Source organism: Paenibacillus uliginis N3/975 (assembly GCF_900177425.1).
GTDB classification, from domain to species: domain Bacteria; phylum Bacillota; class Bacilli; order Paenibacillales; family Paenibacillaceae; genus Paenibacillus_AQ; species Paenibacillus_AQ uliginis.
On sequence record NZ_LT840184.1, the window covers coordinates 4,761,253 to 4,786,881 of the forward strand.

Genomic DNA, 25,629 nt, shown 5'->3' on the forward strand with positions numbered 1-25,629 from the left:
ATTTACTCTTTATCCTTCATGGAGGAGATTGACTCACGATGAATAATGGAAGCTGCCATATAGACTGTTTCATTCGGGAAATCGTGATACTTTATACTGTGCAGTATAAGTTGTACAGCTCTTCTACCCATAATTTCCTTCTCCACATTCACTGTAGTTAGACCCGGATTGGTATGGTAAGCGTCCTCGATATTGTCAAAACCGGTAATGGAAATATCATTCGGAACCTTAAGCTTCAGATCGGATAAGGCTCTTATAGCACTGATTGCCAGCGAATCATTGGCGCATACGAGTGCAGTAGGCAGATCATCATTTTTCCGGGATTCTAGCAGGATGGATTTAATTTCTTCGGTATGCTCTACCCGATTCTCTCCATTTAAATGGCACAAAGGATCCTGACGGTCAACAATCAATCCATACTCTTCCATCGCGTCCTTAAAGCCGTTCCATCTGCTTAGAAAACTTTGTGAATAATCCATGTTGCCTACAAACCGGATCTTGCGATGATCCATAGATAGCAGGTGATGACTCAACTGATAGATACATTCCCTGTTGTTAGAGAACAAGCGGATGGCTTCGACCAGCGGATTTCCAGAGTCGACAAGCACGATAGGAACCTGCAGTCTACTGATTTCCTGGAGTACCTGGCTTTCTACCTCACCAACCCCGATAAACCCTTGAATATTGCTCTTATTCACAATAGACAAGAAGCTCTCCGCTGTCTGATCCGTAATGACAACCCCTTTAATGTCTACTGACTCGAGCTCCTGCATAATTCCATCGACAATTCGCCCCCAATAGAGCGAGTCTTTAAATTGATAGCGGGTATTGGAAAGCAAAACAACAATCGTCTGAGCAGCGCTAGCTGTCTGGCTGTCTTCTTCCTCTCCAGTCCTTGCCGTCCGGGGATTGAAGCGGTATCCCATTTTAACAGCTGCCTGCAGGACCTTCTCCCGCGTTGCCGCGTTTACCCCTTCTTTACCGGAAAGAGACTTGGAGACGACATATTTAGAAACGCCGACTGCCTCAGCAATATGCTGCATCGTTACTTTATTGCTCATGATTCTTTCCACCCGTTCATTAGCTAGTTTGTTATTTGAAAGTTATTATAGCATATACAAGTAGAAACGGTTTTACCGTCCTTTACAGACGGCGACCGTTTCCGCGAGAAATATAAGTCAAGTATAAAAAAGACAGACCCTGATGGAGGACCTGCCTTCGTTCTGCTAAGCGATTCTATTAGAAATATACACGCTGCTTGCTCTTACCTGACTCATAAATGGCTGCCACGAGTTTTTGTGTTTTCAAAGCTTCGTGTCCGTCTACGGTTACCTTCACGCCATTTTCAAGTTCTTCGTAGAAATCTTTAATCTGTTTACTGTGGCTCACGCCCCAGTAGTTCTTAACACCTTCACCGTAGTCGATCGATAAGCTTTCGTCTTTATCAGCCGACAGCGTCGTTCCATTGTTGTAAAGAACCGTTCCTTTGTCGCTGTATACGCGGGCGAATCCGTTTTCACAGTGAAGTTCAACTTCCACAGGTGCATCATAGCTATGGTAGTTGATCGCATAGAAAGAAGCCAGAACACCATTGTTAAAAGCAATCACACCTTCAGCACTGTCTTCCACATCGATCAGCTCATGTGTGCGGTTCTCAATATTAGCGCTAACATACTTGATCTCATCATTGATGAACCATCTCATCTGGTCCAACGTATGAATGGCCTGATCGATAATGACACCGCCGCCTTCTTTGTCCCAAGTCCCTTTCCAGTCACTCTTACTGTAATATTCATCAGAGCGCTTCCATGTTACTGAACATCTCGCACCAAGAATACGTCCCAGTCGTCCGGATTCAAGCTCGGTTTTAATAAGCTGTGAACCAGGGTTCCAGCGATTTTGGAAAATTACGCCGAAGGTCACGTTGTTATCTTCACAGGCCTTTATCATCTGCTGGGCTTCCTCGACGGTAATACTCATCGGTTTCTCTGTGAGCACATGCTTGCCTGCTTCCGCTGCAGCAATAACCATAGGAGCATGCAAATAGTGCGGAGTGCACACATGCACAACATCGAGATCCGCTTCCTTGATCATTTGGTTGTAATCCAAATAGTAGTCACAGTTATATTTCTTAGCAGCATTTTTAGCGCGGTCCTCTTTCACATCTGAAACAGCAACGACTTCTGCCAGCCCGCTCAGCTGGACAGACACCGCATGCATTGGAAAAATGTTACCGCATCCAATAATGCCGACTCTTTTCTTCTTCACGTTTAATCAGTCCCCCCACCTACCCGTAATAATTGAAAGTTTACAAGAGTTGGAGATGAACTTCAACCTGAAAAAGCAAGAGCATTCGTCGATTTGAAAGTAACAGCCGCAGCGTATCTTAATTTCATTCCATATATCTGTCTATACCTTCAGTTTCCAAGATTTAAATGGAGATCGTTATCCCGATCCGCTCTCTATTCGGTGTTCCCCGATCCCCAGAGCACTCGCATCCGTCTTCTCCTTCTTAACCATTTCCCGTTCCAAAGTGGTCAGAACCAGCATGACCGCACTCATGATCATACCCAGCGTCAATCGGCCCTGCACAGAAATCAATCCACCGGGTTCGAGTAAATCTGCAATCCAGCCAAGAACTGCTGTTATCAGCAGCGTGTGAAGTACAAGGAGTGAGATACGGAGAAGCTTTTGCTCCGTAAGAAAAAACCAATGTATGAGCGGATGGATAACCACCGTGATACAGATGGAAACAGCGGCATACCAGACTATGACATGCTTCTCTTCCGGCAGTCCCAATCCCGGCAGCCATTGTCCCAGCAAGGTTAGAATAAGCAGAAATTTTGCCACAATAACTCCTACCGCCAGAATGGAAAAACCAATTCCTTTTATCACTTCAAAGGTCATCATCTCCGAGGCCTTCAACTTCCCCTTCTTCCAAAGTGATGCAAGCTCTTGGCACACCGCCAAAATCACAGCGGCAATCAGCCACCACAGCCGATCAACAGGCATTCCTCCTTGAAAAAGTTCCTTGATGATTTCACCAATCATCTTTATCGCTTCAAGCAGCATATGATATCCTCTTCCATTCTTATAAGTATGTCTATGAATTCATCTCCAGATTTACAGGACCATCCGGCAGGTTATATTCCTCTACGGGTTCATTAGCGAACATATTACTGGAAGGCACCTTATGATCCACTTCTTCAAGACGGATCCGGTCGATCCATACCGTTCCCGGGCCGATCAGCATCACGCCAAAAGCAATAGCCGCGCTATGTTCAGGAACATCCAGGACAACGGTATGCAGCTCCCAGTCATTGGTTCCTATAATGGGCCGATCCTGCATGTTATCAAACTGCAGCATTTCATTTTCTGGTCCGTCTACCCGCATCCACAGCCCTGCACTTACCGCCACATTGTCCGTTTTTACAAAAGCAGAAAACCGGATACGCTTGCCCAGATAATGATTGGCTTTGAATATCTGCATCATCGTCCCAAAGCCTTCCTTATTAGCATCCTCACCTGCATGAACCCGTCCTGAGGTTTTTCCCTGATGCACAACCTCCGAGTTTACCCCCATCTCATATTCCTCGGGATGGCTTCCACCTTTAATCCAGCCTTGGGGCAGTTTTGTGGTCATTTCCTTCTCCTCCTTTGGTGTCATAAAAGATGAATAATAGTTTCGGTACTGCTTTGGCGGCATGCCGAACATCTTCTTAAACGCCCGAGTGAATGCCTCTTGTGTGCCGAATTTATACTCGATGGCAATATCCAGTACCCTCTTATCCGTACGGGCCAATTCCCCGCCTGCGTGGGTCAGCCTTCGCTGCCTAATATATTCTGTTACACTCATGCCAACAATGGACTGAAAAATACGGTGAAAATGAAACATCGATACTGCCGCATGATTCGCTACATTTTCCAATCGAATATCCTCTAAAAGATGCTGTTCAATATAGCTGACTGACCGGTCAACTATATCCTTATATTCGTTATAAAGCATTCAACCTTACCTCCGGATCCGTCGATAAATTCAGTATAGCAAAGGAAAATCCTACATTTTTGATCTTTTTTGCGATACTTGGAGTCTCCGGTAAATGCAAATATGGGGGTGTCCCAAGTAGATTTTTTAAATAAGGAAGTAGAAATATTTCAAAAAAAGCAGGCTACCCAAGGATTCATCCTTGGGTAGCCTGCTTCCTCTTGTTCAATGTTTCAAACAGATGGCACACCTTTTCCTACAACTTCATTTTGTTTAGCAGAGAGGACGAATCGATTCCGGAGAAACGGCAGCGGTAAAGCTTTCCAAAGGAATAATTTAAGAAATTACACATTGATCGACGGTCGAACCGGACGGATATCCCAAATATCCGATGCGTATCGATTGATGGTGCAGTCGCTGGAGAAATGTCCTGCGTGGGCGATGTTCACAATGGATTTGGTTGCCCAAGCCTGCGGGTCAAGATAGGCCTGATCAATTCCCGCCTGCGTTTCGGCATAGCTGTTAAAATCACGAAGTACAAAAAATTCGTCGTTATGGTCCAAAATGGACTGATATATGAGCCCGAACTCCCGCTCGTGACAGCAGAACGGACCAGAAGAGACCAATTGATCCATGACACGTTTAATCCGAGGATCCTTCCCGTACACATCTCTGGCCAGATAACCACCGTATCTATAGTAATCCAGCACCTCTTCCGACCGTAAACCGAACAGGAACATATTATCATCTCCGAGCATCTCGTACATTTCCACGTTCGCTCCGTCCAGTGTTCCTATCGTAAGTGCACCGTTCAGCATGAACTTCATGTTACCTGTACCTGAGGCCTCCTTACCGGCCGTGGAAATTTGCTCACTCAGATTGGCGGCGGGGATGATCTTCTCTGCTAACGACACCGAATAGTTTTCCAAAAACAACACCTTCAGCTTGCCGTTTACTTGCAGATCTTTGTTCACAACATCTGCGACCACATTAATAAGCTTGATAATGCTCTTCGCCAGATAGTAACCTGGTGCCGCCTTAGCACCGAATATAAAAGTCCTCGGTACACGGTCTGCTGACGGAGTATCCTTGATTTCATTGTATAAGTGCATGACGTGCAAAATGTTCATCAACTGTCTTTTGTATCCGTGAAGCCGTTTCACCTGAACATCGAAAATAGAATCCGGATCAATCGTTATCCCCTGCTTCTGAGCGATATACGCAGCAAGCCGCAGCTTGTTGCTACGCTTGATACTCATGATTTGTTCCTGGAATGCCGAATCGTCTTTGAATGACTCCAACTTTAGCAACTGGTGCGGACGCTTGATCCAGCCTGTGCCGATGCTTTCACTAATCAAATGACTGAGCTCCGAATTGGCATGCATCAGCCAGCGGCGATGAGTAATTCCGTTCGTCTTGTTGTTAAAGCGTTCTGGAAACAGTTCGTAAAACGGCTTCATAACATTTCGCTTCAGCAGCTCCGTATGCAGTCCGGCTACTCCGTTTACACTGTAGCTGCCAACAATGGCCAGATGGGCCATTTTCACTTGATCACTCTCGATGATTGCAACTTGGGATACCAGATCCTGACGGTCCGGAAAACGTTCAAGCAGCATGCCGCAGAAACGTTTGTTAATCTCTTCGATGATCATATACACACGCGGCAGAAGTTCACGCACCATATTGGCAGGCCACTTCTCCAGCGCTTCGCTAAGCAACGTATGATTCGTGTAAGAAACCGTCCGGTTTGTAATATCCCAAGCATCATCCCATCCGTACCCCTTCTCATCAATCAGAATACGCATCAGCTCCGGAATGACCAGTGTAGGATGCGTATCGTTGATGTGGACAGCGACCTTATCCGGCAGTTCACTATATGGAAGTTCTAATTTATCGAACGTCCGAAGTACACTTTGGAGTCCAGCCGAGCACAGAAAGTACTGCTGTTTCAAGCGGAGCAGTTTGCCCTCGTAGCCCGAGTCATCCGGGTACAAAAATTCGGAGATCGATTCCACCGAACGATAATAGTCTAAAAACCTATAATAGCTATTATGGCCCTCGATCTGCATTTTAGAAGGGTCCATTGACGATTCTGCACTCCACAGCCGAAGGGTGTTCACATGAGGGTCTTCGTAGCCGATAACTGGCACATCATGCGGAACAGCCCAAACCTTCTCGTAGTTAACCGTATCAAAAACGGTCCGGCCGTTGTCTTCCCGTACCTCAACCTGGCCCCAAAAACGAACCTCGACTCTTTTATCCGCACGGCGCTCTTCCCAAACATTACTCTTCTGCAGCCAATTATCCGGAAGCTCAACCTGATGACCGTCGATAATTTTTTGCTCGAACAGGCCGTACTTATACCGGATTCCACAGCCGTGACCTGCGTACTGCAAGGAAGCAAGAGAATCGAGGAAACATGCTGCCAGGCGCCCTAATCCTCCGTTCCCAAGACCAGCATCCGGCTCCTGTTCCTCAATTTCCTCCAGACTCCAGCCCAGATCGAGCAGTCCGTCCCGGGCCGTCTCAAGCAATCCAAGGTTTAGCAGATTGTTGCCCAGAAGCCGACCGATCAGAAACTCCATCGAGAAGTAATATACCTGCTTCTCCTCCTGTACTTTATAAGCCTGATTGGTCTCTGCCCACTCACGGCCGATAGATTCACGAATGAGCGCACCGAGAATTTTGTATATATCGCCTGCCGAAGCTTCTTCAATATTTTTTCCCAAACGACTAACCAGCTGTTCTTTGAACGCAATTTTGAATAATTCCTTGTTGTTAAACAAAAGAAGCTTCCTCCTGACGCTTAAGTTTAGATCGCAGTGTCTTTAGCAACAACAAAAGGTTTTCTCACATCGCCTTGAAGCTTGCGCCCCCTAGAAATGATCACGTCTTTGTCCAGAATTACGTTTTCAAGCACCACATTCTCTTCAATGATACATTTTTGCATAATGATGGAGTTATGAATCCGGGCCCCTTCTTTCACCTGTACACCGCGGAACAATATGCTGTTCTCGACAGCTCCGCCGATCTGGCAGCCGTTCGCCACCAGGGAATTGCTAACATCCGCTGTCTTGAGATATTTGGCTGGTACCTCATATTTGATCTTCGTGTGAACCGCCTGTTCACGGAACAATGAGTTGTATTTCTCTGGTTTAAGCAGATCCAAGCTATTGCGGTAATAGCTCTCGAGCGAGTTGATGACCGCATGATATCCTTTGTACTCGTATCCGGTAATTTTTAGTTTATTCCGGTTTTTCTGAATGGCATCTCTGAAAAAATGGCTTTCCCCATGGGCGATGCACTGTTTGACGAGTTTTAGAAACAGTTCCTTCTCCATAATGAACATTTCCATATAGACGTTGGAGTGATCTCCTTCACGATGGATGTCTGTCACCCGTCCGCTTTCATCCACATCTACACGGGTACAGGACTGGTGCTCCGGCAGAAGCTGATCAACCTTAGTGTAAATAAGAGTGACGTCCGCCCCCTGCCCCAGATGATATTCATGGGCATCACAGAAATCAACATTGCTTAAATGCTGGCTTCCGGAATACACCACATATTTGGCCGAGCCGCGTTCGAAAAAGTCCTGATTGTTATGAATATGCTGAAGTTCACCTGTGGACACATCCGACGGATCATTCCAATCGGGAGGTAGGATGAACAGTCCGCCCCTCTTACGGTCTAGATCCCACGGACGCCCCTCGCCAAGATGGTCCATTAACGACCGGTATTTGCGCCGGACAAACAGCGCGATATCCAACACACCGGCATGCATCATATTGGACATGACAAAGTCGATCAACCGGTACCGTCCGGCAAAAGGTACAGCTGCGCCGCACCGAAAATACGTCAGCTCATTTAATTGATCAAGTTCATGATCCAAATTAATGACACCCATGAGTTGCTTCATGAAACACACCGTCCTTTTTTATTAAATAGTAGGGGTTGGAGTTGCTACCTTAATCTTCGGTGCAGTTTCATCATCATTCGTGATCAATAATATTTCACTGTCGTCTTCCCGGTCTTCGCCAATCACTGTACCGTCTTCAATCACCATATTCTCAGTAATAATCGCGCGGTGGATACGCACATTGCGGCCGATTCTTACCTGCGGCATGATCACGGAATCCGTCACCACACTGCCTTCCCCTACTTCAACACCATAAAAAAGAACAGAATGATTCACTTCTCCGTATACGGAACATCCCTCATTGATCATACAGTTCCGCACTTTCGCCCCAGGAGCGATGTACTCGGCAGGCTGATTGGGGTTACGTGTATAAATCCGCCAAGCAGGATCATTCAGATTCAGCTCCGAAAGCTCCGACAACAGATCCATATTGGCCTCCCACAGACTGGCTATGGTACCTACATCCTTCCAATAACCTTGAAATGGATAAGCATAAAGCGTCTTACCCTCAGCCAGCATAAGCGGAATGATATCTTTGCCAAAGTCGTGGCTTGTATCCGGGTTGTCAACATTTTGCAATAAATATTTTTTCAGCATATCCCATTTAAACAGGTATACTCCCATGGACGCCAAGGTGCTCCTAGGTTTAGCCGGTTTTTCCTCAAACTCATAGATACGTAGATCATCATCTGTATTCAGAATCCCGAAACGTGTAGCTTCCTCCAAGGTCACGTCGATGACCGAAATGGTACAGTCTGCATTTTTCTCCTTGTGGTAGTTCAGCATACGCTCATAATCCATCTTGTAAATATGGTCGCCAGACAGGATCAACACGTGCTCCGGATCATATTGTTCAATAAATTTCAGGTTACGGTAAATCGCATCAGCTGTTCCCCGGTACCAGCTTGTTCCGTCTTCTCTCTCGTAAGGCGGCAGCACGTACACACCTCCGCTACGCCGATCCATGTCCCAGTCACTCCCGACACCTATATACGAATGCAACACAAGCGGTTCATACTGTGTCAGCACACCAACCGTATCGATGCCTGAATTAGAACAGTTGCTCAGCGGAAAATCAATGATCCGGTATGTACCTCCAAAATAAACCGCAGGCTTCGCCAGCGTCTTCGTCAACCCTTTTAGACGTTTACCCTGTCCGCCCGCAAGCAGCATGGCCACTACTTCTTTTCTCTTCATGGCTGATTCTCCTTTATTCATATTAAGGATCTAGTTAAGTCCTGAAGACACGAATACGCAGCATGAGTGGTGGGCTTCTGCCAGTTCAGGTTGCATGTGCTATACAGCCCCGGACCATACGGACAGTCCCCCTACTCATAATTAAACGGGAACTTGCTTAGGAATCCGAAAAGGAAGAGAGTGGGTAAGTTGCATCATTATGAAAATAATAGTTCGTACGATGTATAGGTGGGTGTGCCTGTTCAACAGGCCCGGCCGCTTCGCGGATGAGCCTGTGTTTAAACAGGAATATGAGAGAAGAAGTGTTTTCATTCATAGATGAAAAGAAGGTTTTGTGAATGGTAAGGCGGGAAAGGCTCCGGAAGTTATCTGTCTGCTGCTGCAAACCGGTAAACTCCCGCTTCCGTCGCCCTTTGCTCCGCCCGGCCCTGGCGGGCAAGCTCGGCGAGATGAGCCAGCGCTTCGCACATAGCGAAGCGCATCTGGTGAATGCCGAGCTTATCGCCGAAGAGGGCTATGCAGACCTCGAAGGCGGTAAGGCTGTCGGCAGCGGACAGCATGCCGGCGATGGCCGTTAGGCGCTCCTCGTGGTGGAGGAGGAGCGCGTCAATCCGTTCACGGTAATGCGTGAACGGGTGGCGGTGTCCGGGATACGCAGCCCGGACATGCAGTTCCCGGAGGCGGCGTAGCCCCTCCAGGAACTGCCGCAGCGGCTCGGCGTCGCTTCCGGGTACGAGGCTGACGTTAGGAGAGATCTGCGGCAATACGGCATCACCGCAGATCATGACGCCGCTGTCCGGGTGATAGAAGGACAGATGCCCTGGTGCATGGCCAGCGGTCTGAAACGGAAGCCATACACGGTTCCCCATGCGCATCGGCATATCTTCGCTTATATAAGATACTTGAGGTTGTGGAGATACTTGTGCGATAAAGCTGTTTAGGTGCTCAGGCATTTGCCTGAGCCATGTTTCCGGCATACCATGAAGAGCAAAGAACGCAGGCATCTTTTCATTCATGCTGGATGCACGGGAGCCTCCTCCCCACATCAGTCCAGCCTCTTGGTGGGCACGCTCCGACATCCATACCTTAGCTCCGGTGTGCTCCTGGAACCAGCCTGCGAGCCCGTAATGATCTGGATGATGGTGGGTGAGTACGATAGAAGAAATATCCTCCGGTCTGATCCCGAGCGATGTCAAAGCATCATTCCATTCCTGCTCAGAGATTTTCGTTCGGGGACCAGGATCGATTAGCGTAATCCCCTCCTCACCCCGCAATAGATAACTGTTAACCCAACGTAGCGGTGACGCCAATGTGATCTTGACTTGTACAAGCCCATCATCATCGAAATGTGAAATTGCCGGTCTTCGCTCGCTCATTTCATGCCCCATCAGCGCTGCTCCGCAGGACGCCGACCGAAAAATATCATCCGTGGAGACGTTTCGGGATCATATTTTTCATCATCATAGCTTCCATGAACCTGTTCGATGTACAAGCCTACCTCTTCTACCATCGACTTGAATGCATCATATGTATAAAGCTTTACACGTTCGTTATAATGACGCGTTTCTCCGCCACTTAGATCCGTGATTGTAATCTCCTTTTTGACGTAGCCGTTCTCTATCTTTCGTCTCTCATCAATCCGCTGACCCTCGAATTCCCGAGAAGACTCCGGTACAAGGTTCTGCTCCACATAGGCAGGATTCAGAAAATCGATAATAAATTGTCCGTCCGGCTTTAGGACACGATAAATCTGCTGCAGCACCTTGATATGTTCCTCATCCCTAGTAAAATAACCAAACGAGGTGAACAGGTTGAGTACAGCGTCAAACTCGTTATCTTCCACCGGCAGGTGACGCATATCGGAAGCAATCCAGGTAACCGCTTTGTCCTGATCCAGCTGTCTGGCTTCCCGAAGCAGCACATCAGAAAGATCGATGCCCGTCACGTGATAGCCCGCTTCCGATAAGGCAAGGGAATGGCGACCCATTCCGCAGCATAAATCCAGTACTTTCGCTCCTGCCGGCAGGCGCAGCCACGAAGCCATTTTCTGCACCTCATGAGCAGCTCCTTGAGCGTCCCGGTGCTTATATACCAACAGGTAGTCCTCTCCAAAACTTTCTTCATACCACTCCGTCATCGGTTCCGTTCCCCCTGTTTATCTCTATTTCCTCCTAATATATGTATACATTTGAGATTGTTTATTACAGATCATTGTACCGTCTTTACGGTATTTCGCAAGGCTACGGCGTTCATTCTACACCTTATGAGGTTAATCACAGGTATGCTCTCCAAGATTTGCTATACTACGATCACATTCTACAAATTTTAAGTATTTGGTACGGAAAGGAGCTGCCTAATCATGGCACAATTATTGTACGTTAAAGTTAATCCAAAAGTAGACGAGGCCTCTTACTCCACCCGTCTTGCCCAAACCTTCTTGGATGCATATCAAAGTAATCATCCTGAGGATGAAATCATAACGCTTGATCTTTACCGTTCAGACATCCCGTTCCTTGATGTGGACGTATTCAGCGCCTGGGGTAAATTCGAAGTCCAAAGCGAATTGACTCCACAGGAGCAGGACAAGGTTAAACGCATGAACGAGCTGACCGATCAATTTCTCGCAGCAGATAAGGTCGTCTTCTCAACGCCATTCTGGAATCTCAGCTTCCCGCCTATGATGAAGGCTTATATTGATACGATCTGTGTCGCAGGAAAAACATTCAAGTATACCGAGACAGGTCCAATCGGACTCGTTCCGGATAAACCGGTTTTGCTTGTGGAAGCACGCGGCGGACATTACTCCGATGGACCGGGGGCTGAAATGGAATTCTCGCAAAAATACCTGAAGACCATCATGAACTTCATGGGCGTCCAGAACTTCCAGCACTTGCTTATCGAGGAGCTTTCCGTTGATCCAAATAAAGCGGAAGATATTTACTTCAATGGGGCGGAAGAAGCAAAAAACCTCGCTCAACGGTTTTAAGCAAAGCGAAGCATTTTAAACCAAAACCACCAAAGCGACTTATGTTAAGCACACTATAATTAGGAGTAGATAATAACGTATCCCAACGTTATTACCTACTCCTTTTCTTTTAGCACAAGACGATGGTTCGGAGTTTTCACAAGGCTGTCATTCGCTCCGCTAACGGACAGTAAAATTTAATAAGATCTGTTGTTTTAAGAAAAGGATTGTAAGGTTAAGTATAGAAATTCATTAACCAAGGGAAGGTGATAGAGAATGGATCTACAACTCGCTGAACAACAGGTGAAGAAGTGGGCCGAAGCAAACTCATATTCATTAGGGTTAAATGACTCGAAGATCGAAGCCAAGTATATTTGGAATCCGGGGGGATTTGTCAATCAGTCCTATCGCATATCTGATGGAGAAACGATTCGACATGTAAAACTCGCCCCAGAACAAAGAGCCCCCCATCTTAAACAATGGGCCGTCATAAGTGAACATCTGACAAACAATTATAAAGCCCCGCGGCTAATTGAAGAAGTAACACAAGAAATTATACCCGGGTTTTCTTACGGTTTGGTGTTTGATTTTATCGAGGGAAACCCGCTAAGTTCCATCTCCAATCCAATACCAGTGATTGAAAAGGTCCTGAAAGCACTAAACCAATTACATACGGATAATGAGATCAAAACGATGATCGCAAGTGAAACTAAAGGTTTAGGTGAAGGCCATTCTTATTCCGAGGCATTTATTGAGGAGTACATCACTCGATTCGAAGAAGACTTGCAAGTCATTAGATCTGAAAAACATTTGCTTAACTTCGTGTCAAAAGATTCATTGGATTGGTTCGATTCTGAAGTTGAGACATTAAGACAGATTGCAAATAAGAACCCTTCTTTTCAGAAAAAAGCGACTGACGTAGTACATAATGATTTGAACTGGCAAAATCTCTTAGTAAATGATAACCATGATTTTTGGATTATCGACTGGGATGACTTAGCTGTAAGTGGAGATGCTGCAATGGATTATTCCGTGCTGCTTTGGCCGCTGTATAACTCAAAAGATTGGCCATTTTGGAAAGATCAAGTTATTGGTTTAGCTGGCAATGAAATATTAGAACGGATTGAGTTTTATTTCAGAGCCAAACTACTTGATGACGTGATTGATGTGCTTGCAGATTATGTTGAGGCAGAGAATATACCAGACGTGAAAGAAATGACACAGAAACGGGCTAAAGAAATACATCTTCGTGCTTACCCCGAATATCTTAGGCTATATGCAAGGTAATATCTTATCGTTCCTCGCTCAAATCTCGGAAACGATTGTTCAAAATCAAACCGGCTACCGTTGTCACGGAAGCCGGTTTTGTCAATCAGCAATAATTGTCTGACCTCATAAAGTCTTGATCAGTTGCCACCTGTAACGGTGGTTTTTTGCATTTACTTACATCTATTATTAAAGTTTAGCTTCTCGGATACGCCGGACTGCCTCCACTACAGGCAGGTTCACTTTCTCGCCGTCCGAACCGATAAATTCCACCTCGCCCGATGCAGCTCCGCGGCCAACAATAATGCGGGATGGAGCCCCTACCAGATCGGCGTCCTTAAATTTCACCCCGGCCCGATCGTCCCGGTCATCCAGCAGCGTCTCAATGCCTGCGCTTGTCAGCTCACGGTAAATTTCTTCCGCCAATGCCATCTGAACTTCATCCTTTACAGCTACCGGAATAACATGAGCCTGGAAGGGAGCCACGGACATTGGCCATACCAGCCGTTCGTCTGTAATGCTCTGCTCAGCGATGGCGGCCATGACACGAGATACGCCAATGCCGTAACAACCCATAATGACCGGCTTCTCCCGACCATCGACATCGACATATGACGCGCCCAAGGAGTCACTGTATTTGGTTCCTAGCTTGAATACATGTCCGAGCTCAATTCCCCGGTGGAACAACAGCGGCTCACCGCAGCGGGGACAGCTGTCACCTTCGGCAGCATTCCGGAAATCTCCGGTAAACTCCAGCGAAAAGTCGACTCCGGGGCGGACGTGTAACAGATGCATATCAGCCTCGTTCGCTCCGGTGATCCCTTCCAGCATGGAAGCAACCTCATTATCCACCAGCAGCTGCAGCGAGAGTCCTACAGGTCCGGCAAAACCGACCGGAGCGCCGGTTGCGAGCCGTACCTCCTCAGCTTCCGCCAGTTCAATTGTCTCTGAAGAGGTATAAGACTTCACTTTGACCTCGTTTACTTCACGGTCTCCGCGTACCAGCACTGCAACCAGCTTGTCATCGGTCTTGTACAGCAGCGTTTTAATTAGCTGATCAGGGCTCACTTGCAAAAACTGTACCAAATCTTGAATACTCTTCACATCGGGAGTTCGTACGGTTTCCATCGCTGGTAGCTCAGTAGTACCTTCGCCTGCTTGAGTGCTCTTTCCCTGCATAACGGTTGCCATCTGCGCCTGTTCCAGGTTGGCCGCATACTGACACGAGCTGCAAGATACGATGGTGTCTTCCCCGATTTCAGCCAAGGCCATAAATTCATGAGTCTCGCCTTGTCCGCCAATTGCCCCTGCGTCAGCTTCTACTGCCCGGAAGTTCAGACCGAACCGCCTAAAGATCCGCTCATATGCGTTGTACATATTCCGGTAAGAAACATCCAGCCCCTCCCAGTCACGGTCAAAGGAATAAGCGTCCTTCATCAAGAACTCCCGACCACGCAGCAGTCCGAAACGGGGACGTCTTTCATCTCGGAACTTCGTCTGAATCTGATACAGATTGACCGGCAGTCTGCGGTATGAGGAGATCTCTTGGCGTACCAGTGATGTAATAACCTCTTCATGTGTAGGCCCAAGCACAAATTCCCTTTCATGACGGTCATGAAGCCGTATAAGTTCAGGTCCGTAAACTTCATATCTGCCGGACTCCTTCCACAGCTCAGCAGGTTGAACTGCTGGCATATGAAGCTCCTGCGCACCGGATGCATCCATCTCCTGACGGATAATGCCTTCGATTTTACGAAGAACACGCCATCCGAGCGGCAGATAGGTATAGATCCCGGAAGCCGTCTGGCGGATATATCCTCCCCGGAGCAGCTGATGATGACTGAGCGCCTCTGCTTCAGCCGGCACTTCGCGTAAGGTAGACATAAATAATTGACTTTGCCGCATGGCTTTCATCCTCCTCTTCTTTCGTGAAAACACAAAAAAGCACATCCGTCATAAGGGACGAATGTGCTCGTGGTACCACCCTGTTTCAATCTTCCACCGTTTGTTCAGGGGGAAGATCCTCTTGACGGCGGTAACGGGCCGTACCGGCTCCGCTGCATGGCAGCGCAGCAACTACAAGGGAGGAAGAACGCAGTCGTACATGAAAGCCTTTCAGCCAAGGGCCTCCTCTCTGTTACGCCGTATCTGCGGACTTATGTCCTTGATCAAGGTTGTTCACGGAATTCATTTTTCCATACGTTACATCCGAAAGGTCGAAATGTCAATAGTACCGTTATCACAGTGTATTCCTAGCACGAGATATGCTCCAACACCTGCCGCAATATACCAATGACATGATCATCCTGATACGTATAATAATACGTGTTTCCGTCACGCCGATATTTCACCAGTCGTAAGCTGCGCAAATGGCTCAGTTGATGTGATACCGCAGACTGGCTCATTCCAAGCACCTCGGCAATATGACCGACAGGACACTCCTCCTGAGATAATAAATGAAGAATCCGGATCCGGGTAGGATCGGATATCGCTTTAAGTAGGCGGGAGGCTTCAAGTGCTTGTTCCTCCTGCAAAAGTTCGTGCATCTCTTTTTCCATGATCATTCCCTCTTTTCATTCATAGCTTCCACGATTATGCGGGCATCACGTCCGACCCCTGCAAGCAGAGCTGAACCTCTGTGGGTTTGCCACGGTAACCCGACGAAATATAGATGATCTACCGGACTGACTCCACGGGAATGGAGAACCTGTCCATCACTGTCCAGAGCTCCTTCGATATGCAGCCAGCTGTAGCGGGATTTAAACCCCGTAGCCCAAATAATGTTACGAACCGCCAGCTCCGAGCCATCCTGAAAAAGGACCCCTGAGCCACTCACATCCACGGTTCTCTTTTTTAAGATCACTTTACCGCACCTGACCGCTTCTTTCAATTCATATCCGAAAATCGGATCACCTTTTCTCCGTAGCCGCCTTCCGATCCAGGACGAAGATGCTGCCTTTAATATACCTAGAGTGTCCAACCACCAAAAAATACTCTTGGTTCCGATCTTAAGCGGCAAATATTTCGGCTGCTGACCAAGCGCCAGGTAGGTTTTCCGTCCCTCTGAAAGCTCTACCGCAATTTGAGCACCGCTGTTGCCTCCCCCAACGACGAGTACATCCCCTTCCTGAAGCTGTGACGGATGTCTATAGGAGGAAGAATGCATCTGGAGAACATTATCTGATACCTTCTGAGAATACGTAGGAACGTTCGGCTGCTGAAACGGACCTGTCGCAATGACCAGCTTCTTGGCCTGGTACTGACCTTGGCTGCTGTCTATTATAAAAATACCTCGTTCTTTGCGTACAGAGGTGACATCTGTTCCGAATTGAATAGGAAGCCTAAAATGCACTGCATATTTTTGCAAATATAAAGACATCTCGTTCTTGTCTGGAAATCCGTCTGACTCCCCTTCTAATGGAAACCCTGGAAGTGCATTGTGAGACCTTGGCGTAAACAATCTTAGCGATTCATATCGTCCCTGCCATACTTCACCTGCTCCCATACTGCGATCCAATATCAAAAAATTATTATTCTTCGCACGACTGCGGCTTAACCAATATCCTGCAGCCAAACCCGCCTGTCCTGCGCCAATAACTACCGTGTCCCATACCATAATCATCACCACAATTCATATGAATAATTGCTCATATATAGATATAACACGTTTTTGAACGGACGTAAACGAAAATTATATGAAAATTGAAGCGTTTCTCTTTTTTAGATGAAAAAATGTCGGTCTCTCCGTTGACATTATGTCGGGATGAGCATAATATAAGCCTAAAGTTGCATTCAGGAAACAATCTAAGCTCGGCCCAATTAAATAGGGAGAGGTTAAACTTTATGGACGAGACAAATAATTATCAAAATCTGCACCAGGCAGCGCTCGGACAGCGGTTTCTGGTGAAAAAGGTGGATATCCAGGGTGAACTGAAGCGACGACTTCTGGATCTTGGATTCGTACAGGATTCGGTCATCGAAGTGCTCAGAGCAAGCCCTTTGGGAGATCCCACCTCATATAGAGTGGCAGGCACAGTCATTGCATTACGGAAAGAGGAGAGCCAGTTAATATACGGTGAGGTGATAACATCATGAGATCTTTTACCATCGCCCTAGCGGGAAATCCCAATACTGGAAAAAGTACGTTATTCAATGCTCTGACAGGGCTAAAGCAGCATACCGGCAACTGGTCAGGAAAAACGGTTAGTCTAGCAAGCGGTTATTATGAATTTAAAGACGTTCGGTTCGAGTTTGTGGATCTGCCCGGAACTTATTCCTTATTCTCCAACTCCTCGGATGAGGAAGTAGCGCGTGATTTCATCGTATTTGAGAAGCCTGATGTCACGCTACTTGTACTTGATTCTACCGCACTGGAAAGAAGCCTCAATCTGGCCCTTCAGGTGCTTGAAATGACCGATCGCGTGATCATCTGTTTAAATTTAATGGATGAAGCGAAGAAAAAAGGGATTAAGATCCATGCCGGGAAGCTTTCCAAAAAACTCGGCGTTCCGGTTATCCCTATCTCGGCAAGAAACAACGAAGGATTGGATGTATTGTCAGACCATTTACTCAGAATGTGCTTGGGCGAAATCCAGACGACTCCTTACCGAATGAAATACAACGAACAGCTTGAAAGTAATATCGCCAGATTAGAGAGCGAAATCACAGATATCGTAGGGAATGACTTTCCAACCCGGTGGCTCGCGATTCGATTTCTGGACGGCGATAAGAAACTAATTTCTACACTTCAGGACAGGATCTCCGCTCAAGACAAAGGGGGTGTAAACTATGGAGCAGCTAAAACGCTTAGAAGCTCTAACAGCCACCATTCCTGCTGACCAAATTGATGGTGTCCGTGAGACGATTGTCGGAGATTTATTCAAAAAATCCAGGGAACTTTGTAATGAAGCTGTTACGGTGACTGACAAAGACCGCCTGTATCGTTCAGAGCGGCTGGACCGTATCTTCACCTCCAAAGTGTGGGGCTTTCCCATTATGCTCGGACTGCTCGGCATTTTGTTCTATCTGACAATTGCGGGCGCTAACGTGCCATCCTCTATGCTTGCCAGCTTTTTCGGATGGGTGGAAGGATATTTGACGCTCGGTTTCGAGGCTGTGAATGCGCCGGCATGGCTCCACGGTGTACTCATTCTCGGACTTTTCAGGGGTACCGCATGGGTGGTAAGCGTCATGCTTCCTCCTATGGCGATCTTCTTCCCGGCGTTTGCCCTTCTTGAAAACTACGGGTATTTGCCCAGAGTTGCCTTCAACCTGGACCGGTTATTTAAGAAAAGCGGCGCCCACGGTAAGCAGTCCCTGACGATGGCAATGGGATTCGGCTGTAATGCCGCAGCCATCATGTCTACCCGGATTATCGAATCTCCCCGGGAACGTATGCTAGCGATTCTGACCAATAACTTCGTTCCGTGCAACGGACGCTGGCCGACATTGATACTACTTGCTTCTCTGTTTATGGCCGCAGGCTTTTCCGGTGGAACCCAGACACTCGTTACCGCTTCTGTTGTCATGGGGATGGTGTTGATCGGCATTGTTGTCACGTTAACCGTATCGTGGGTACTGTCCAAAACCGCATTAAAAGGTGTGCCTTCCCACTACACGCTGGAGCTTCCGCCTTATCGGAAACCTAAAATCTTGAACACGATCCTTCGTTCTACACTGGACAAAACGGTGTATGTTCTCCGGAGAGCCGTGATCGTGGCGGCGCCAGCAGGCGTCTTGACCTGGATACTGGCCAATATCTATATAGGTGACACTAGCATCCTGCTGCATTTTGTCGGCTTCCTGGACCCGTTCGCCCAGGCGCTCGGGCTGGACGGCTTTATCCTGATGGCTTTCATTATCGGGATGCCGGCCAATGAGATCGTTCTACCAATCCTGCTCATGGGTTATCTCGCTACCGGTTCGTTGACCGAAGTTGAGGATATGTTTGCGCTGAAGCAAATTTTCCTGGATCAAGGCTGGACGTGGCTGACGGCACTGAACATGATGCTGTTCTCGCTTCTTCACTACCCTTGCGGAACAACCCTTGTTAACATCTATAAGGAAACCAAGAGCAAAAAGTGGACATTTCTGTCCTTTGCGATTCCGACTGCCATTGCTATCGGCGTGACCTTCACCGTGGCTCAGGTCGTTCGGGCCTTGGGCTGGGTGTAAAGTTTGTCAAATCAAAAAGCAACCAGATACCCGTTAATTCGGATGTCCAGTTGCTTTTTTTGATTACATAGCTCGTTATTTGTAAGACGCTCCCCGTACGTATCGTTCCTCCGATCGCTGTTGTCCCCGAATTTTTTGAATTCATTTCAACTGTTAAAATTCGGGGACAAAGCTAATGCTTACGAAGTAGCTTCCCTTTGGGAAGCTTTTAGGCGACCGCTGCCGCTTCTCCGGAATCGTTTCGTCCGCTCCGCCGCTTCGATGTAAAAAAGAGATCTGATTGTATATCAATGCCCTGACTCACACCAGTATAAATGCCCCGCCCTCTGCTAAAAAGGAGCACAGACATATTTCTGGCATACTGTACTCCCCGCAAATATAATTCGTTCTCTCATACCGGGTAAAGTTCCTCGTGCTTTTCTGCTGTCCGTTTGCATTCTTTACACAATCCTCTAACGATTCCCGCATCATTGGCATAGAACGTCAGAGGCTGCAACTTTTTGCATCGGCTGCAGGTCTGCCCATTGGCATCCTTTAATTTTTTCTTCTTATGTAATGACACCACGTTGCTGTGCCGTCTCCTGGATAATAATGAATACAACAGAACCAGCAATACGATGGCGGCAATGATGACAAACAGTATAATAAGCTTCATCTCTTATCCCCTCCCCTACCAATATACCACTTCCTTCACACAAAAAAGCCTTCTTTTCCCCGCATAGCGGTTGAAGAAGGCTTTCGTCATGCAGTTGATTGCAAGGAGTGTTAGTGCATCAAAGCGATCATTTCTTAAGGTGATATGGAACGGTTGTAATAATTACATCTTTACGATAAAGCAAGTATGTACGGATCATAAAACTTGTTTGGTTATGCAGAAAGTTATGCCAGCCTTTCTTTGGAATGAACTGGGGAATAACTACCGTAACCTGATAATTGGCTTCACTCGCTTTTCGATGTACCGTATCGATAAACTTGCTCAAAGGTTGGATGATGCTCCTATAAGGAGAATTTAAAGTCACCAACCTCACATCAGGTTTCCATTTCTGCCATTTTTCCTCGAATCGGATTTCATCTTCTTTTTCAAACGGAATATATACAGCTATGATCTGTTCCGCTGACAGGGATTTAGCATAGTTTAGGGAATGTTCAACAACATGCGTAATTCCCGATACAGGTAAAATAATGACATTTCCCTCAATCGGCACAGTTGGTTCGCTAGTTGTAAGCCGCAGTTGTTCACCTACCGCTTCGTAATGCTTCTTTATACGATAGAATAAATAAACGATAAGCGGCAAGAAAACAAAGACAGGCCATACCTGTGTGAATTTAGTTAAAAAGAACACGATTGTAACGGTAAAACAGATAATGGCACCAATTGTGTTAATAATCAGTTTTGGAATCCAACCTGTTGGTTTTTCACGAATCCATTTCACCATCATGCCTGTCTGAGAGAGTGTAAATGGGATGAATACACCCACAGCATAAAGTGGGATCAACTGCTCGGTTTGTCCTTGAAACGAAATGATCAACACGATGGATAATAAACCAAGAAAGATGATACCATTGGAATATCCCAGTCGATCCCCCCGTACGGTGAACATTTTTGCGATAAACTTATCTTTGGCAAGATTAACAGCAAGCAATGGAAACGCCGAATAACCGGTATTAGCGGCAAGAATCAAGATTAAAGCTGTCGTTCCTTGGATGAAAAAATACATAAAGTTTCGTCCGAAGGTCTGCGCTGCGATCTGTGAAACAACCGTCTGCTCTACAGTAGGCGTAATCCCGTAATAATAGGCTAAGTACACAATTCCCGAAAATAACAGCGCAAGCAAGGTTCCCATCGCCAGTAACGTTTTAGCCGCATTATTCGGAGCAGGATCTTTGAAGTTCGGAATGGCATTCGAAATCGCTTCAACTCCTGTTAAAGCAGAGCTTCCCGAGGCAAAAGCTCTGAGGAGTAAAAATATAGTCATGCCTGTTACTGGAGTACCAATTGGCGCATGCAAATCGGGTGAAACACTACCCGTAAAAATGTTGTATACACCAACACCGATTAAAATAAACAGTGCCAAAACGAATAAATAAACGGGATAAGCTAAAATTGAAGCAGACTCGGTAACCCCCCTTAAATTTAATAGGGTAAGAAGAAGTACAAAGACTACAGCAATGATAACCTTGTGCTCGTGTAGACTCGGAAAGGCGGATGTTATGGCATCCGTACCTGCGGACACGCTGACAGCTACTGTTAATATATAATCCACCAACAAGGAGCCTCCAGCAACAAGTCCAGGGTATACCCCTAGATTCTGCTTGGATACCATATACGCTCCTCCACCATATGGATAAGCAAAAATAATTTGGCGGTAAGATAAAATAAGCGCGAGTAATAAAATCAATACTCCAATCCCAATCGGTACCGAATACCAAAATGCTGATACACTTACGGTGATTAAAACCAACAGTATTTGCTCTGGACCATATGCAACGGACGATAAAGCATCAGAGGAAAGAATGGCAAGTGCCTTTTTCTTATTAAGTTTTTGTTCCCCTAATTGGGTAGATTTCAGAGGTCGCCCAACCAAAAACCTTTTTAATGTCATCGTTTCTTTCCACCACCAGTTTGAAATTCGGGACATATAGTATACTGTCCTTGTAGTTTATTCATTATCCGTTATAACCGATAACCTCCTCACACCTCTCTATTCTCTCAAACAAAAAAGCCTCCTTTTCCCCGCATAGCGGTTAAAGAAGGCCTTCGTCGTACAGGTCGACTTGCAAGGACGTTAGATCTTTAGTTCTCCCAGTTTGATCAATTCTACAACGGCTTGCGAACGGCCCTTGACGTTCAACTTTTGCATAACGTTGGAGATGTGGTTACGCACCGTTTTCTCGCTAATGAACAACTGCCCGGCGATGTCGCGAGTGGTTTTGTCCTGTACTAGCAATTCAAACACTTCACGTTCACGGTGGGTTAACAAAAACTTGCTGCTATGGTCATTCCCCTTCAATGGTGTCACCCCTCCTTGCCCGGGTATGTGTGGTCTAACAAGGTTAAGGGATACAGTCAACTCATAGTATGTCAGAACAGGAGTGAAGGTGCGGAGTGTAATACAAATTGGGCTAAAATTCTGGACAAGAGGTTTTTTATCCTTGATTCCTTCAAATCCATCCTCTATGATGAGGATATAAAAATAATTTTCTTATTTAGTGGGATAATAACAAAATAATTTTCACGACAACATTTTCCAGTTCAATCACTTGATTCCACTATTAAAGGAGGCCTGTGATGGCACCTATCCTGCATATTATCGCCGTGGAAAAAGATCGCCTGCCCCGGCAGGAGCGGCGGCTTGCCGAGTTTATAATGGATGGCCCTTCAGAAATCGTTCATATGGGCATCAAGGAACTGGCAGACCAGTGCGATGTGAGTGCCGCAACCGTGACCCGATTTTGCAAACATTTTGATTGTAAAGGGTATCCTGATTTCAAGGTCAAACTCGCTGCAGAAATGGCCCATGCCGAAATGACATCACGTTCAGGCAATACAAGATATCAGGATATCGTGGCCGGTAACCCGCTGGCTGACATCGTACAGGCGATTGAAGCGAACCATATGACTTCGATCCAGGATACGACCTCGCTGCTAGATTTAGGGCAGCTAGAACGTGCGGTTGACGTACTGTGCCGGTCTAAGCGTATTGATCTGTACGGTATTGCCACCTCATCTATTGTCGCTCAGGACTTTTACCAGAAGCTGATCCGGATTGGAAAAAACTGCACCGCATTTGCTGATTCGCATATGCAGATCACCTCTGCGTCAACCCTGACGTCTAACGACACGGCCATCGCTATTTCATATTCAGGTGAAACACCGGAAACGATCGATGCCCTGTCCTGCGCCAAGAATGCCGGCGCTTTTACGATTAGCATTACCTCGTACAGAAGCAGCGTCCTGTCGTCCTTATCTGATATTGCACTGTATTCATCTTCCCTAGAGGAAGGTATGCGGCGCGGGGACATGGCTTCACGCATCGCTCAGCTTCATATCATCGATATTTTGTTTATGGGAATGGCCAGCCGGGACTTCTCTACCTATGTTCCCCGTCTGGAGCAGTCATATCATAATGTACAAAATTACCGCAAAAGCCGAGGAGGTCAATAATCAGTGAACATCTACATTTTCGAGAATGAAGAGGGCTTCGTACAAACCGCAGCCAATCAAATCACCAGCCTGTTGAATACTAATCCCTACGCCAAACTAGGTCTAGCTACTGGAAGTACTCCCGTACCACTATATGCCAAACTTATTGAGATGCATCGTCAAGGTCTCGTAAGCTTTGCCGGAGCAACAACTTACAATCTGGATGAATATGTAGGACTGCCCGAGAACCATCCGGAAAGCTACCGTACGTTCATGAACGAGAAGTTATTTAACCATGTAGACATCAACATTGCACAGACACATGTGCCTAACGGAAATGTAGCAGACCTTGAAGAGGAATGTCGTTCGTACGACCAGATGATGGAACAAAATGGTCCGATCGATCTTCAGCTGCTTGGTATTGGCCACAACGGCCATATTGGCTTCAACGAGCCCGGAGATGTCCTTACCAGTGGTACGCATGTCGCCCCGCTGCAGGAGAAAACACGTAAAGCCAACGCGCGATTCTTTCCTTCGATCGACGATGTACCGACTCATTCCGTTACAATGGGTGTTGGATCGATTATGAAAGCCCGTCAGATCATGCTATTGATTCGTGGTGAAGACAAGGCAGAAATCGCACAACGTGCATTAACAGGACCGATTACTACAGAGTGTCCGGCATCCTTGCTTCAATGCCATCCGAACGTAATTGTGCTACTGGATCAAGGCGCAGGGAGATATTTCAAATGAGCAGTGCAACCGAAACCAAGTTAACACTGTTGTATGGTAAAGTATTAACTCCTGAGGGGTTGCAGGAACACGGCGTGCTCGCTATGCGCGGCGAACATATCGTATTTGCGGGTGAAGTCTCAGCTCTCCCTGCTGATCTCGATCAATCTGAAGCTACTGTAATCCGGGAATCCGATGGATATATAATTCCCGGTTTTATCGATATTCATGTTCACGGCGGTAATGGTGAAGATTTCATGGACTCAGATAAGGAAGTACTGGATACTATTACTTCCTATCACTGTTCACAGGGCACAACAGCTATGCTGGCCACAACCATGACAGCACCGAAGAAATCAATCGACTCCGTCCTTAAAGAAGTAAATGAATACCGTGAGCAAGGAATGCCTTATACTCGTCTGGAAGGAGTTCACCTGGAAGGTCCGTTTATCAGCCCTAAATGGCCGGGCGCTCAAAACCCGGAGCATATCGTCACTGCCAACATTGACTGGCTGGAGGAATGGGAGCAAGCTTACCCGGGTCTTGTAAAGCAAGTTACGCTCGCCCCTGAACGAGAAGGTGCGCTAGAAGCGATAACCTGGCTTAAGAAGCATAACATTGTGGCTGCTCTTGGTCATACGGATGCTTCTTATGACGAGGTGTTAAAAGCTATTGATGCCGGGTTAAGCCACGGTGTGCATACCTTTAACGCCATGACAGGACTCCATCACCGCAACCCGGGCACTGCCGGAGCTATGCTCAGTGACGACCGCCTCAGTGCTGAAATCATAGCAGACGGCATTCACGTTCATCCGGCAGGTGTGCGCATTTTGGAACGGATGAAGCAAGGACAGAACCTGATCCTCATCACAGACGCGATGTCAGCTACTGGAATGCCTAACGGAGAATATACCTTGGGGGATCTTCCGGTTATCGTGAAAGATGGTGTAGCTACACTGAAGGGCAACCGTGATAGCCTTGCAGGCAGCACACTGACGATGATCAAAGGCTTCCACTTCTTGATCCGCGAAATTGGACTTAGCATGGAACGTGCATCCGAAATCGCCAGCTTGAATCCGGCCAAACGGCTCGGTATCAACCACCGTACCGGCTCCTTTAAAGAGGGCTATCAGGCTGATGTACTGCTCTTAAATTCCGACTTGGATATCGATGGTGTCTGGGTACAGGGTAATCGTAAATATTAAGATGTTAATTTCCTTCATGGAAAAATCAAAAGCTCTTGCCATCTG

General features: G+C 46.8%; 23 protein-coding genes. 8 read left to right on the forward strand and 15 right to left on the reverse strand.

Annotation, left to right across the window (positions count from 1 at the left end; all coding sequences use genetic code 11):
* Positions 1-2 precede the first annotated feature (2 nt).
* From B9N86_RS22430 to B9N86_RS22470, 9 genes are all read right to left on the reverse strand, one after another.
* Positions 3-1,061 (reverse strand): LacI family DNA-binding transcriptional regulator, encoded by a 1,059-nt coding sequence (locus tag B9N86_RS22430; protein WP_208915341.1) that lies wholly within the window; start codon positions 1,059-1,061, stop codon positions 3-5.
* Between the two features lie 178 nt (positions 1,062-1,239).
* The gene (locus tag B9N86_RS22435; protein WP_208915342.1) at positions 1,240-2,268 is read right to left on the reverse strand and encodes a Gfo/Idh/MocA family protein; all 1,029 of its coding nucleotides are present in this window, start codon (positions 2,266-2,268) and stop codon (positions 1,240-1,242) included.
* Positions 2,269-2,445: 177 nt separating this feature from the next.
* Positions 2,446-3,072, reverse strand: coding sequence for a hypothetical protein (locus B9N86_RS22440; RefSeq protein WP_208915343.1), 627 nt, complete (start codon positions 3,070-3,072; stop codon positions 2,446-2,448).
* A gap of 31 nt (positions 3,073-3,103) precedes the next feature.
* Positions 3,104-4,006 carry a helix-turn-helix transcriptional regulator gene (locus B9N86_RS22445; RefSeq protein ID WP_208915344.1) on the reverse strand — a complete coding sequence of 301 codons (903 nt, stop codon included), beginning with the start codon at positions 4,004-4,006 and terminating at the stop codon, positions 3,104-3,106.
* A 323-nt stretch (positions 4,007-4,329) separates the two neighbouring features.
* On the reverse strand, positions 4,330-6,771 hold the full coding sequence (locus B9N86_RS22450) for a glycogen/starch/alpha-glucan phosphorylase (RefSeq protein WP_208915345.1): 2,442 nt from the start codon (positions 6,769-6,771) through the stop codon (positions 4,330-4,332).
* Between the two features lie 26 nt (positions 6,772-6,797).
* A complete protein-coding gene (gene glgD / locus B9N86_RS22455; RefSeq protein WP_208915346.1) occupies positions 6,798-7,901 on the reverse strand; it encodes a glucose-1-phosphate adenylyltransferase subunit GlgD in 1,104 nt (367 codons plus the stop codon).
* Between the two features lie 21 nt (positions 7,902-7,922).
* Complete coding sequence (locus B9N86_RS22460) at positions 7,923-9,098, reverse strand: glucose-1-phosphate adenylyltransferase (protein ID WP_208915347.1); 1,176 nt, start codon at positions 9,096-9,098, stop codon at positions 7,923-7,925.
* Between the two features lie 365 nt (positions 9,099-9,463).
* Positions 9,464-10,474, reverse strand: coding sequence for an MBL fold metallo-hydrolase (locus tag B9N86_RS22465; protein ID WP_244562800.1), 1,011 nt, complete (start codon positions 10,472-10,474; stop codon positions 9,464-9,466).
* 11 nt (positions 10,475-10,485) lie between these two features.
* Positions 10,486-11,235: a class I SAM-dependent methyltransferase gene (locus B9N86_RS22470; RefSeq protein WP_208915349.1), complete on the reverse strand. Its 750-nt coding sequence runs from the start codon at positions 11,233-11,235 to the stop codon at positions 10,486-10,488.
* 222 nt (positions 11,236-11,457) lie between these two features.
* Here B9N86_RS22470 and B9N86_RS22475 point away from each other — a divergent pair, with 222 nt between their 5' ends.
* Both B9N86_RS22475 and B9N86_RS22480 read left to right on the forward strand, forming a co-directional pair.
* Positions 11,458-12,084, forward strand: a complete 627-nt coding sequence (locus B9N86_RS22475; RefSeq protein WP_208915350.1) for an FMN-dependent NADH-azoreductase — start codon at positions 11,458-11,460, stop codon at positions 12,082-12,084.
* A gap of 255 nt (positions 12,085-12,339) precedes the next feature.
* The gene (locus B9N86_RS22480; protein WP_208915351.1) at positions 12,340-13,350 is read left to right on the forward strand and encodes a phosphotransferase; all 1,011 of its coding nucleotides are present in this window, start codon (positions 12,340-12,342) and stop codon (positions 13,348-13,350) included.
* Positions 13,351-13,518: 168 nt separating this feature from the next.
* Here B9N86_RS22480 and B9N86_RS22485 read toward each other — a convergent pair whose 3' ends face one another.
* From B9N86_RS22485 to B9N86_RS22495, 3 genes are all read right to left on the reverse strand, one after another.
* Positions 13,519-15,234, reverse strand: a complete 1,716-nt coding sequence (locus B9N86_RS22485; protein WP_208915352.1) for a proline--tRNA ligase — start codon at positions 15,232-15,234, stop codon at positions 13,519-13,521.
* Positions 15,235-15,581: 347 nt separating this feature from the next.
* Complete coding sequence (locus B9N86_RS22490; RefSeq protein WP_208915353.1) at positions 15,582-15,887, reverse strand: ArsR/SmtB family transcription factor; 306 nt, start codon at positions 15,885-15,887, stop codon at positions 15,582-15,584.
* A gap of 2 nt (positions 15,888-15,889) precedes the next feature.
* Complete coding sequence (locus B9N86_RS22495) at positions 15,890-16,945, reverse strand: flavin-containing monooxygenase (RefSeq protein WP_208920639.1); 1,056 nt, start codon at positions 16,943-16,945, stop codon at positions 15,890-15,892.
* Positions 16,946-17,172: 227 nt separating this feature from the next.
* Here B9N86_RS22495 and B9N86_RS22500 point away from each other — a divergent pair, with 227 nt between their 5' ends.
* From B9N86_RS22500 to B9N86_RS22510, 3 genes are read left to right on the forward strand one after another with little or no spacing between them, the layout of a single operon-like run.
* Positions 17,173-17,424: a FeoA family protein gene (locus B9N86_RS22500; RefSeq protein ID WP_208915354.1), complete on the forward strand. Its 252-nt coding sequence runs from the start codon at positions 17,173-17,175 to the stop codon at positions 17,422-17,424.
* The gene (locus B9N86_RS22505; protein ID WP_208915355.1) at positions 17,421-18,167 is read left to right on the forward strand and encodes a FeoB small GTPase domain-containing protein; all 747 of its coding nucleotides are present in this window, start codon (positions 17,421-17,423) and stop codon (positions 18,165-18,167) included. Before B9N86_RS22500 ends, B9N86_RS22505 begins: the two co-directional genes overlap by 4 nt.
* Positions 18,118-19,503, forward strand: coding sequence for a nucleoside recognition domain-containing protein (locus B9N86_RS22510; protein WP_208915356.1), 1,386 nt, complete (start codon positions 18,118-18,120; stop codon positions 19,501-19,503). Before B9N86_RS22505 ends, B9N86_RS22510 begins: the two co-directional genes overlap by 50 nt.
* Before the next feature lie 391 nt (positions 19,504-19,894).
* On the opposite strand, the gene B9N86_RS22515 is transcribed toward B9N86_RS22510, so the two are convergent.
* From B9N86_RS22515 to B9N86_RS22525, 3 genes are all read right to left on the reverse strand, one after another.
* The gene (locus B9N86_RS22515; RefSeq protein WP_208915357.1) at positions 19,895-20,158 is read right to left on the reverse strand and encodes a hypothetical protein; all 264 of its coding nucleotides are present in this window, start codon (positions 20,156-20,158) and stop codon (positions 19,895-19,897) included.
* A gap of 127 nt (positions 20,159-20,285) precedes the next feature.
* Positions 20,286-22,106, reverse strand: coding sequence for an APC family permease (locus B9N86_RS22520; protein WP_208920640.1), 1,821 nt, complete (start codon positions 22,104-22,106; stop codon positions 20,286-20,288).
* A gap of 183 nt (positions 22,107-22,289) precedes the next feature.
* Positions 22,290-22,514 carry a helix-turn-helix domain-containing protein gene (locus B9N86_RS22525; RefSeq protein ID WP_208915358.1) on the reverse strand — a complete coding sequence of 75 codons (225 nt, stop codon included), beginning with the start codon at positions 22,512-22,514 and terminating at the stop codon, positions 22,290-22,292.
* A gap of 278 nt (positions 22,515-22,792) precedes the next feature.
* Between B9N86_RS22525 and B9N86_RS22530 the strand changes: the two genes are divergently transcribed.
* From B9N86_RS22530 to nagA, 3 genes are read left to right on the forward strand one after another with little or no spacing between them, the layout of a single operon-like run.
* Positions 22,793-23,668 (forward strand): MurR/RpiR family transcriptional regulator, encoded by an 876-nt coding sequence (locus B9N86_RS22530; RefSeq protein WP_208915359.1) that lies wholly within the window; start codon positions 22,793-22,795, stop codon positions 23,666-23,668.
* Positions 23,669-23,671: 3 nt separating this feature from the next.
* Positions 23,672-24,400: a glucosamine-6-phosphate deaminase gene (gene nagB / locus B9N86_RS22535; RefSeq protein ID WP_208915360.1), complete on the forward strand. Its 729-nt coding sequence runs from the start codon at positions 23,672-23,674 to the stop codon at positions 24,398-24,400.
* Positions 24,397-25,584: an N-acetylglucosamine-6-phosphate deacetylase gene (gene nagA / locus B9N86_RS22540; protein ID WP_208915361.1), complete on the forward strand. Its 1,188-nt coding sequence runs from the start codon at positions 24,397-24,399 to the stop codon at positions 25,582-25,584. The genes nagB and nagA overlap by 4 nt, the downstream gene beginning before the upstream one ends.
* The last annotated feature ends 45 nt before the right edge of the window (positions 25,585-25,629 follow it).

What these genes read in the sequence shown, in the direction of transcription:
- B9N86_RS22430 (WP_208915341.1), bottom strand. Translation starts at nt 1,061, where the DNA reads ATGAGCAATAAAGTAACGATGCAGCATATTGCTGAGGCAGTCGGCGTT.
- B9N86_RS22440 (WP_208915343.1), bottom strand. Translation starts at nt 3,072, where the DNA reads ATGCTGCTTGAAGCGATAAAGATGATTGGTGAAATCATCAAGGAACTT.
- B9N86_RS22445 (WP_208915344.1), bottom strand. Translation starts at nt 4,006, where the DNA reads ATGCTTTATAACGAATATAAGGATATAGTTGACCGGTCAGTCAGCTAT.
- glgD (WP_208915346.1), bottom strand. Translation starts at nt 7,901, where the DNA reads ATGAAGCAACTCATGGGTGTCATTAATTTGGATCATGAACTTGATCAA.
- B9N86_RS22460 (WP_208915347.1), bottom strand. Translation starts at nt 9,098, where the DNA reads ATGAAGAGAAAAGAAGTAGTGGCCATGCTGCTTGCGGGCGGACAGGGT.
- B9N86_RS22465 (WP_244562800.1), bottom strand. Translation starts at nt 10,474, where the DNA reads ATGAGCGAGCGAAGACCGGCAATTTCACATTTCGATGATGATGGGCTT.
- B9N86_RS22470 (WP_208915349.1), bottom strand. Translation starts at nt 11,235, where the DNA reads ATGACGGAGTGGTATGAAGAAAGTTTTGGAGAGGACTACCTGTTGGTA.
- B9N86_RS22475 (WP_208915350.1), top strand. Translation starts at nt 11,458, where the DNA reads ATGGCACAATTATTGTACGTTAAAGTTAATCCAAAAGTAGACGAGGCC.
- B9N86_RS22480 (WP_208915351.1), top strand. Translation starts at nt 12,340, where the DNA reads ATGGATCTACAACTCGCTGAACAACAGGTGAAGAAGTGGGCCGAAGCA.
- B9N86_RS22485 (WP_208915352.1), bottom strand. Translation starts at nt 15,234, where the DNA reads ATGCGGCAAAGTCAATTATTTATGTCTACCTTACGCGAAGTGCCGGCT.
- B9N86_RS22490 (WP_208915353.1), bottom strand. Translation starts at nt 15,887, where the DNA reads ATGGAAAAAGAGATGCACGAACTTTTGCAGGAGGAACAAGCACTTGAA.
- B9N86_RS22495 (WP_208920639.1), bottom strand. Translation starts at nt 16,945, where the DNA reads ATGGTATGGGACACGGTAGTTATTGGCGCAGGACAGGCGGGTTTGGCT.
- B9N86_RS22500 (WP_208915354.1), top strand. Translation starts at nt 17,173, where the DNA reads ATGGACGAGACAAATAATTATCAAAATCTGCACCAGGCAGCGCTCGGA.
- B9N86_RS22505 (WP_208915355.1), top strand. Translation starts at nt 17,421, where the DNA reads ATGAGATCTTTTACCATCGCCCTAGCGGGAAATCCCAATACTGGAAAA.
- B9N86_RS22510 (WP_208915356.1), top strand. Translation starts at nt 18,118, where the DNA reads ATGGAGCAGCTAAAACGCTTAGAAGCTCTAACAGCCACCATTCCTGCT.
- B9N86_RS22515 (WP_208915357.1), bottom strand. Translation starts at nt 20,158, where the DNA reads ATGAAGCTTATTATACTGTTTGTCATCATTGCCGCCATCGTATTGCTG.
- B9N86_RS22520 (WP_208920640.1), bottom strand. Translation starts at nt 22,106, where the DNA reads ATGACATTAAAAAGGTTTTTGGTTGGGCGACCTCTGAAATCTACCCAA.
- B9N86_RS22530 (WP_208915359.1), top strand. Translation starts at nt 22,793, where the DNA reads ATGGCACCTATCCTGCATATTATCGCCGTGGAAAAAGATCGCCTGCCC.
- nagA (WP_208915361.1), top strand. Translation starts at nt 24,397, where the DNA reads ATGAGCAGTGCAACCGAAACCAAGTTAACACTGTTGTATGGTAAAGTA.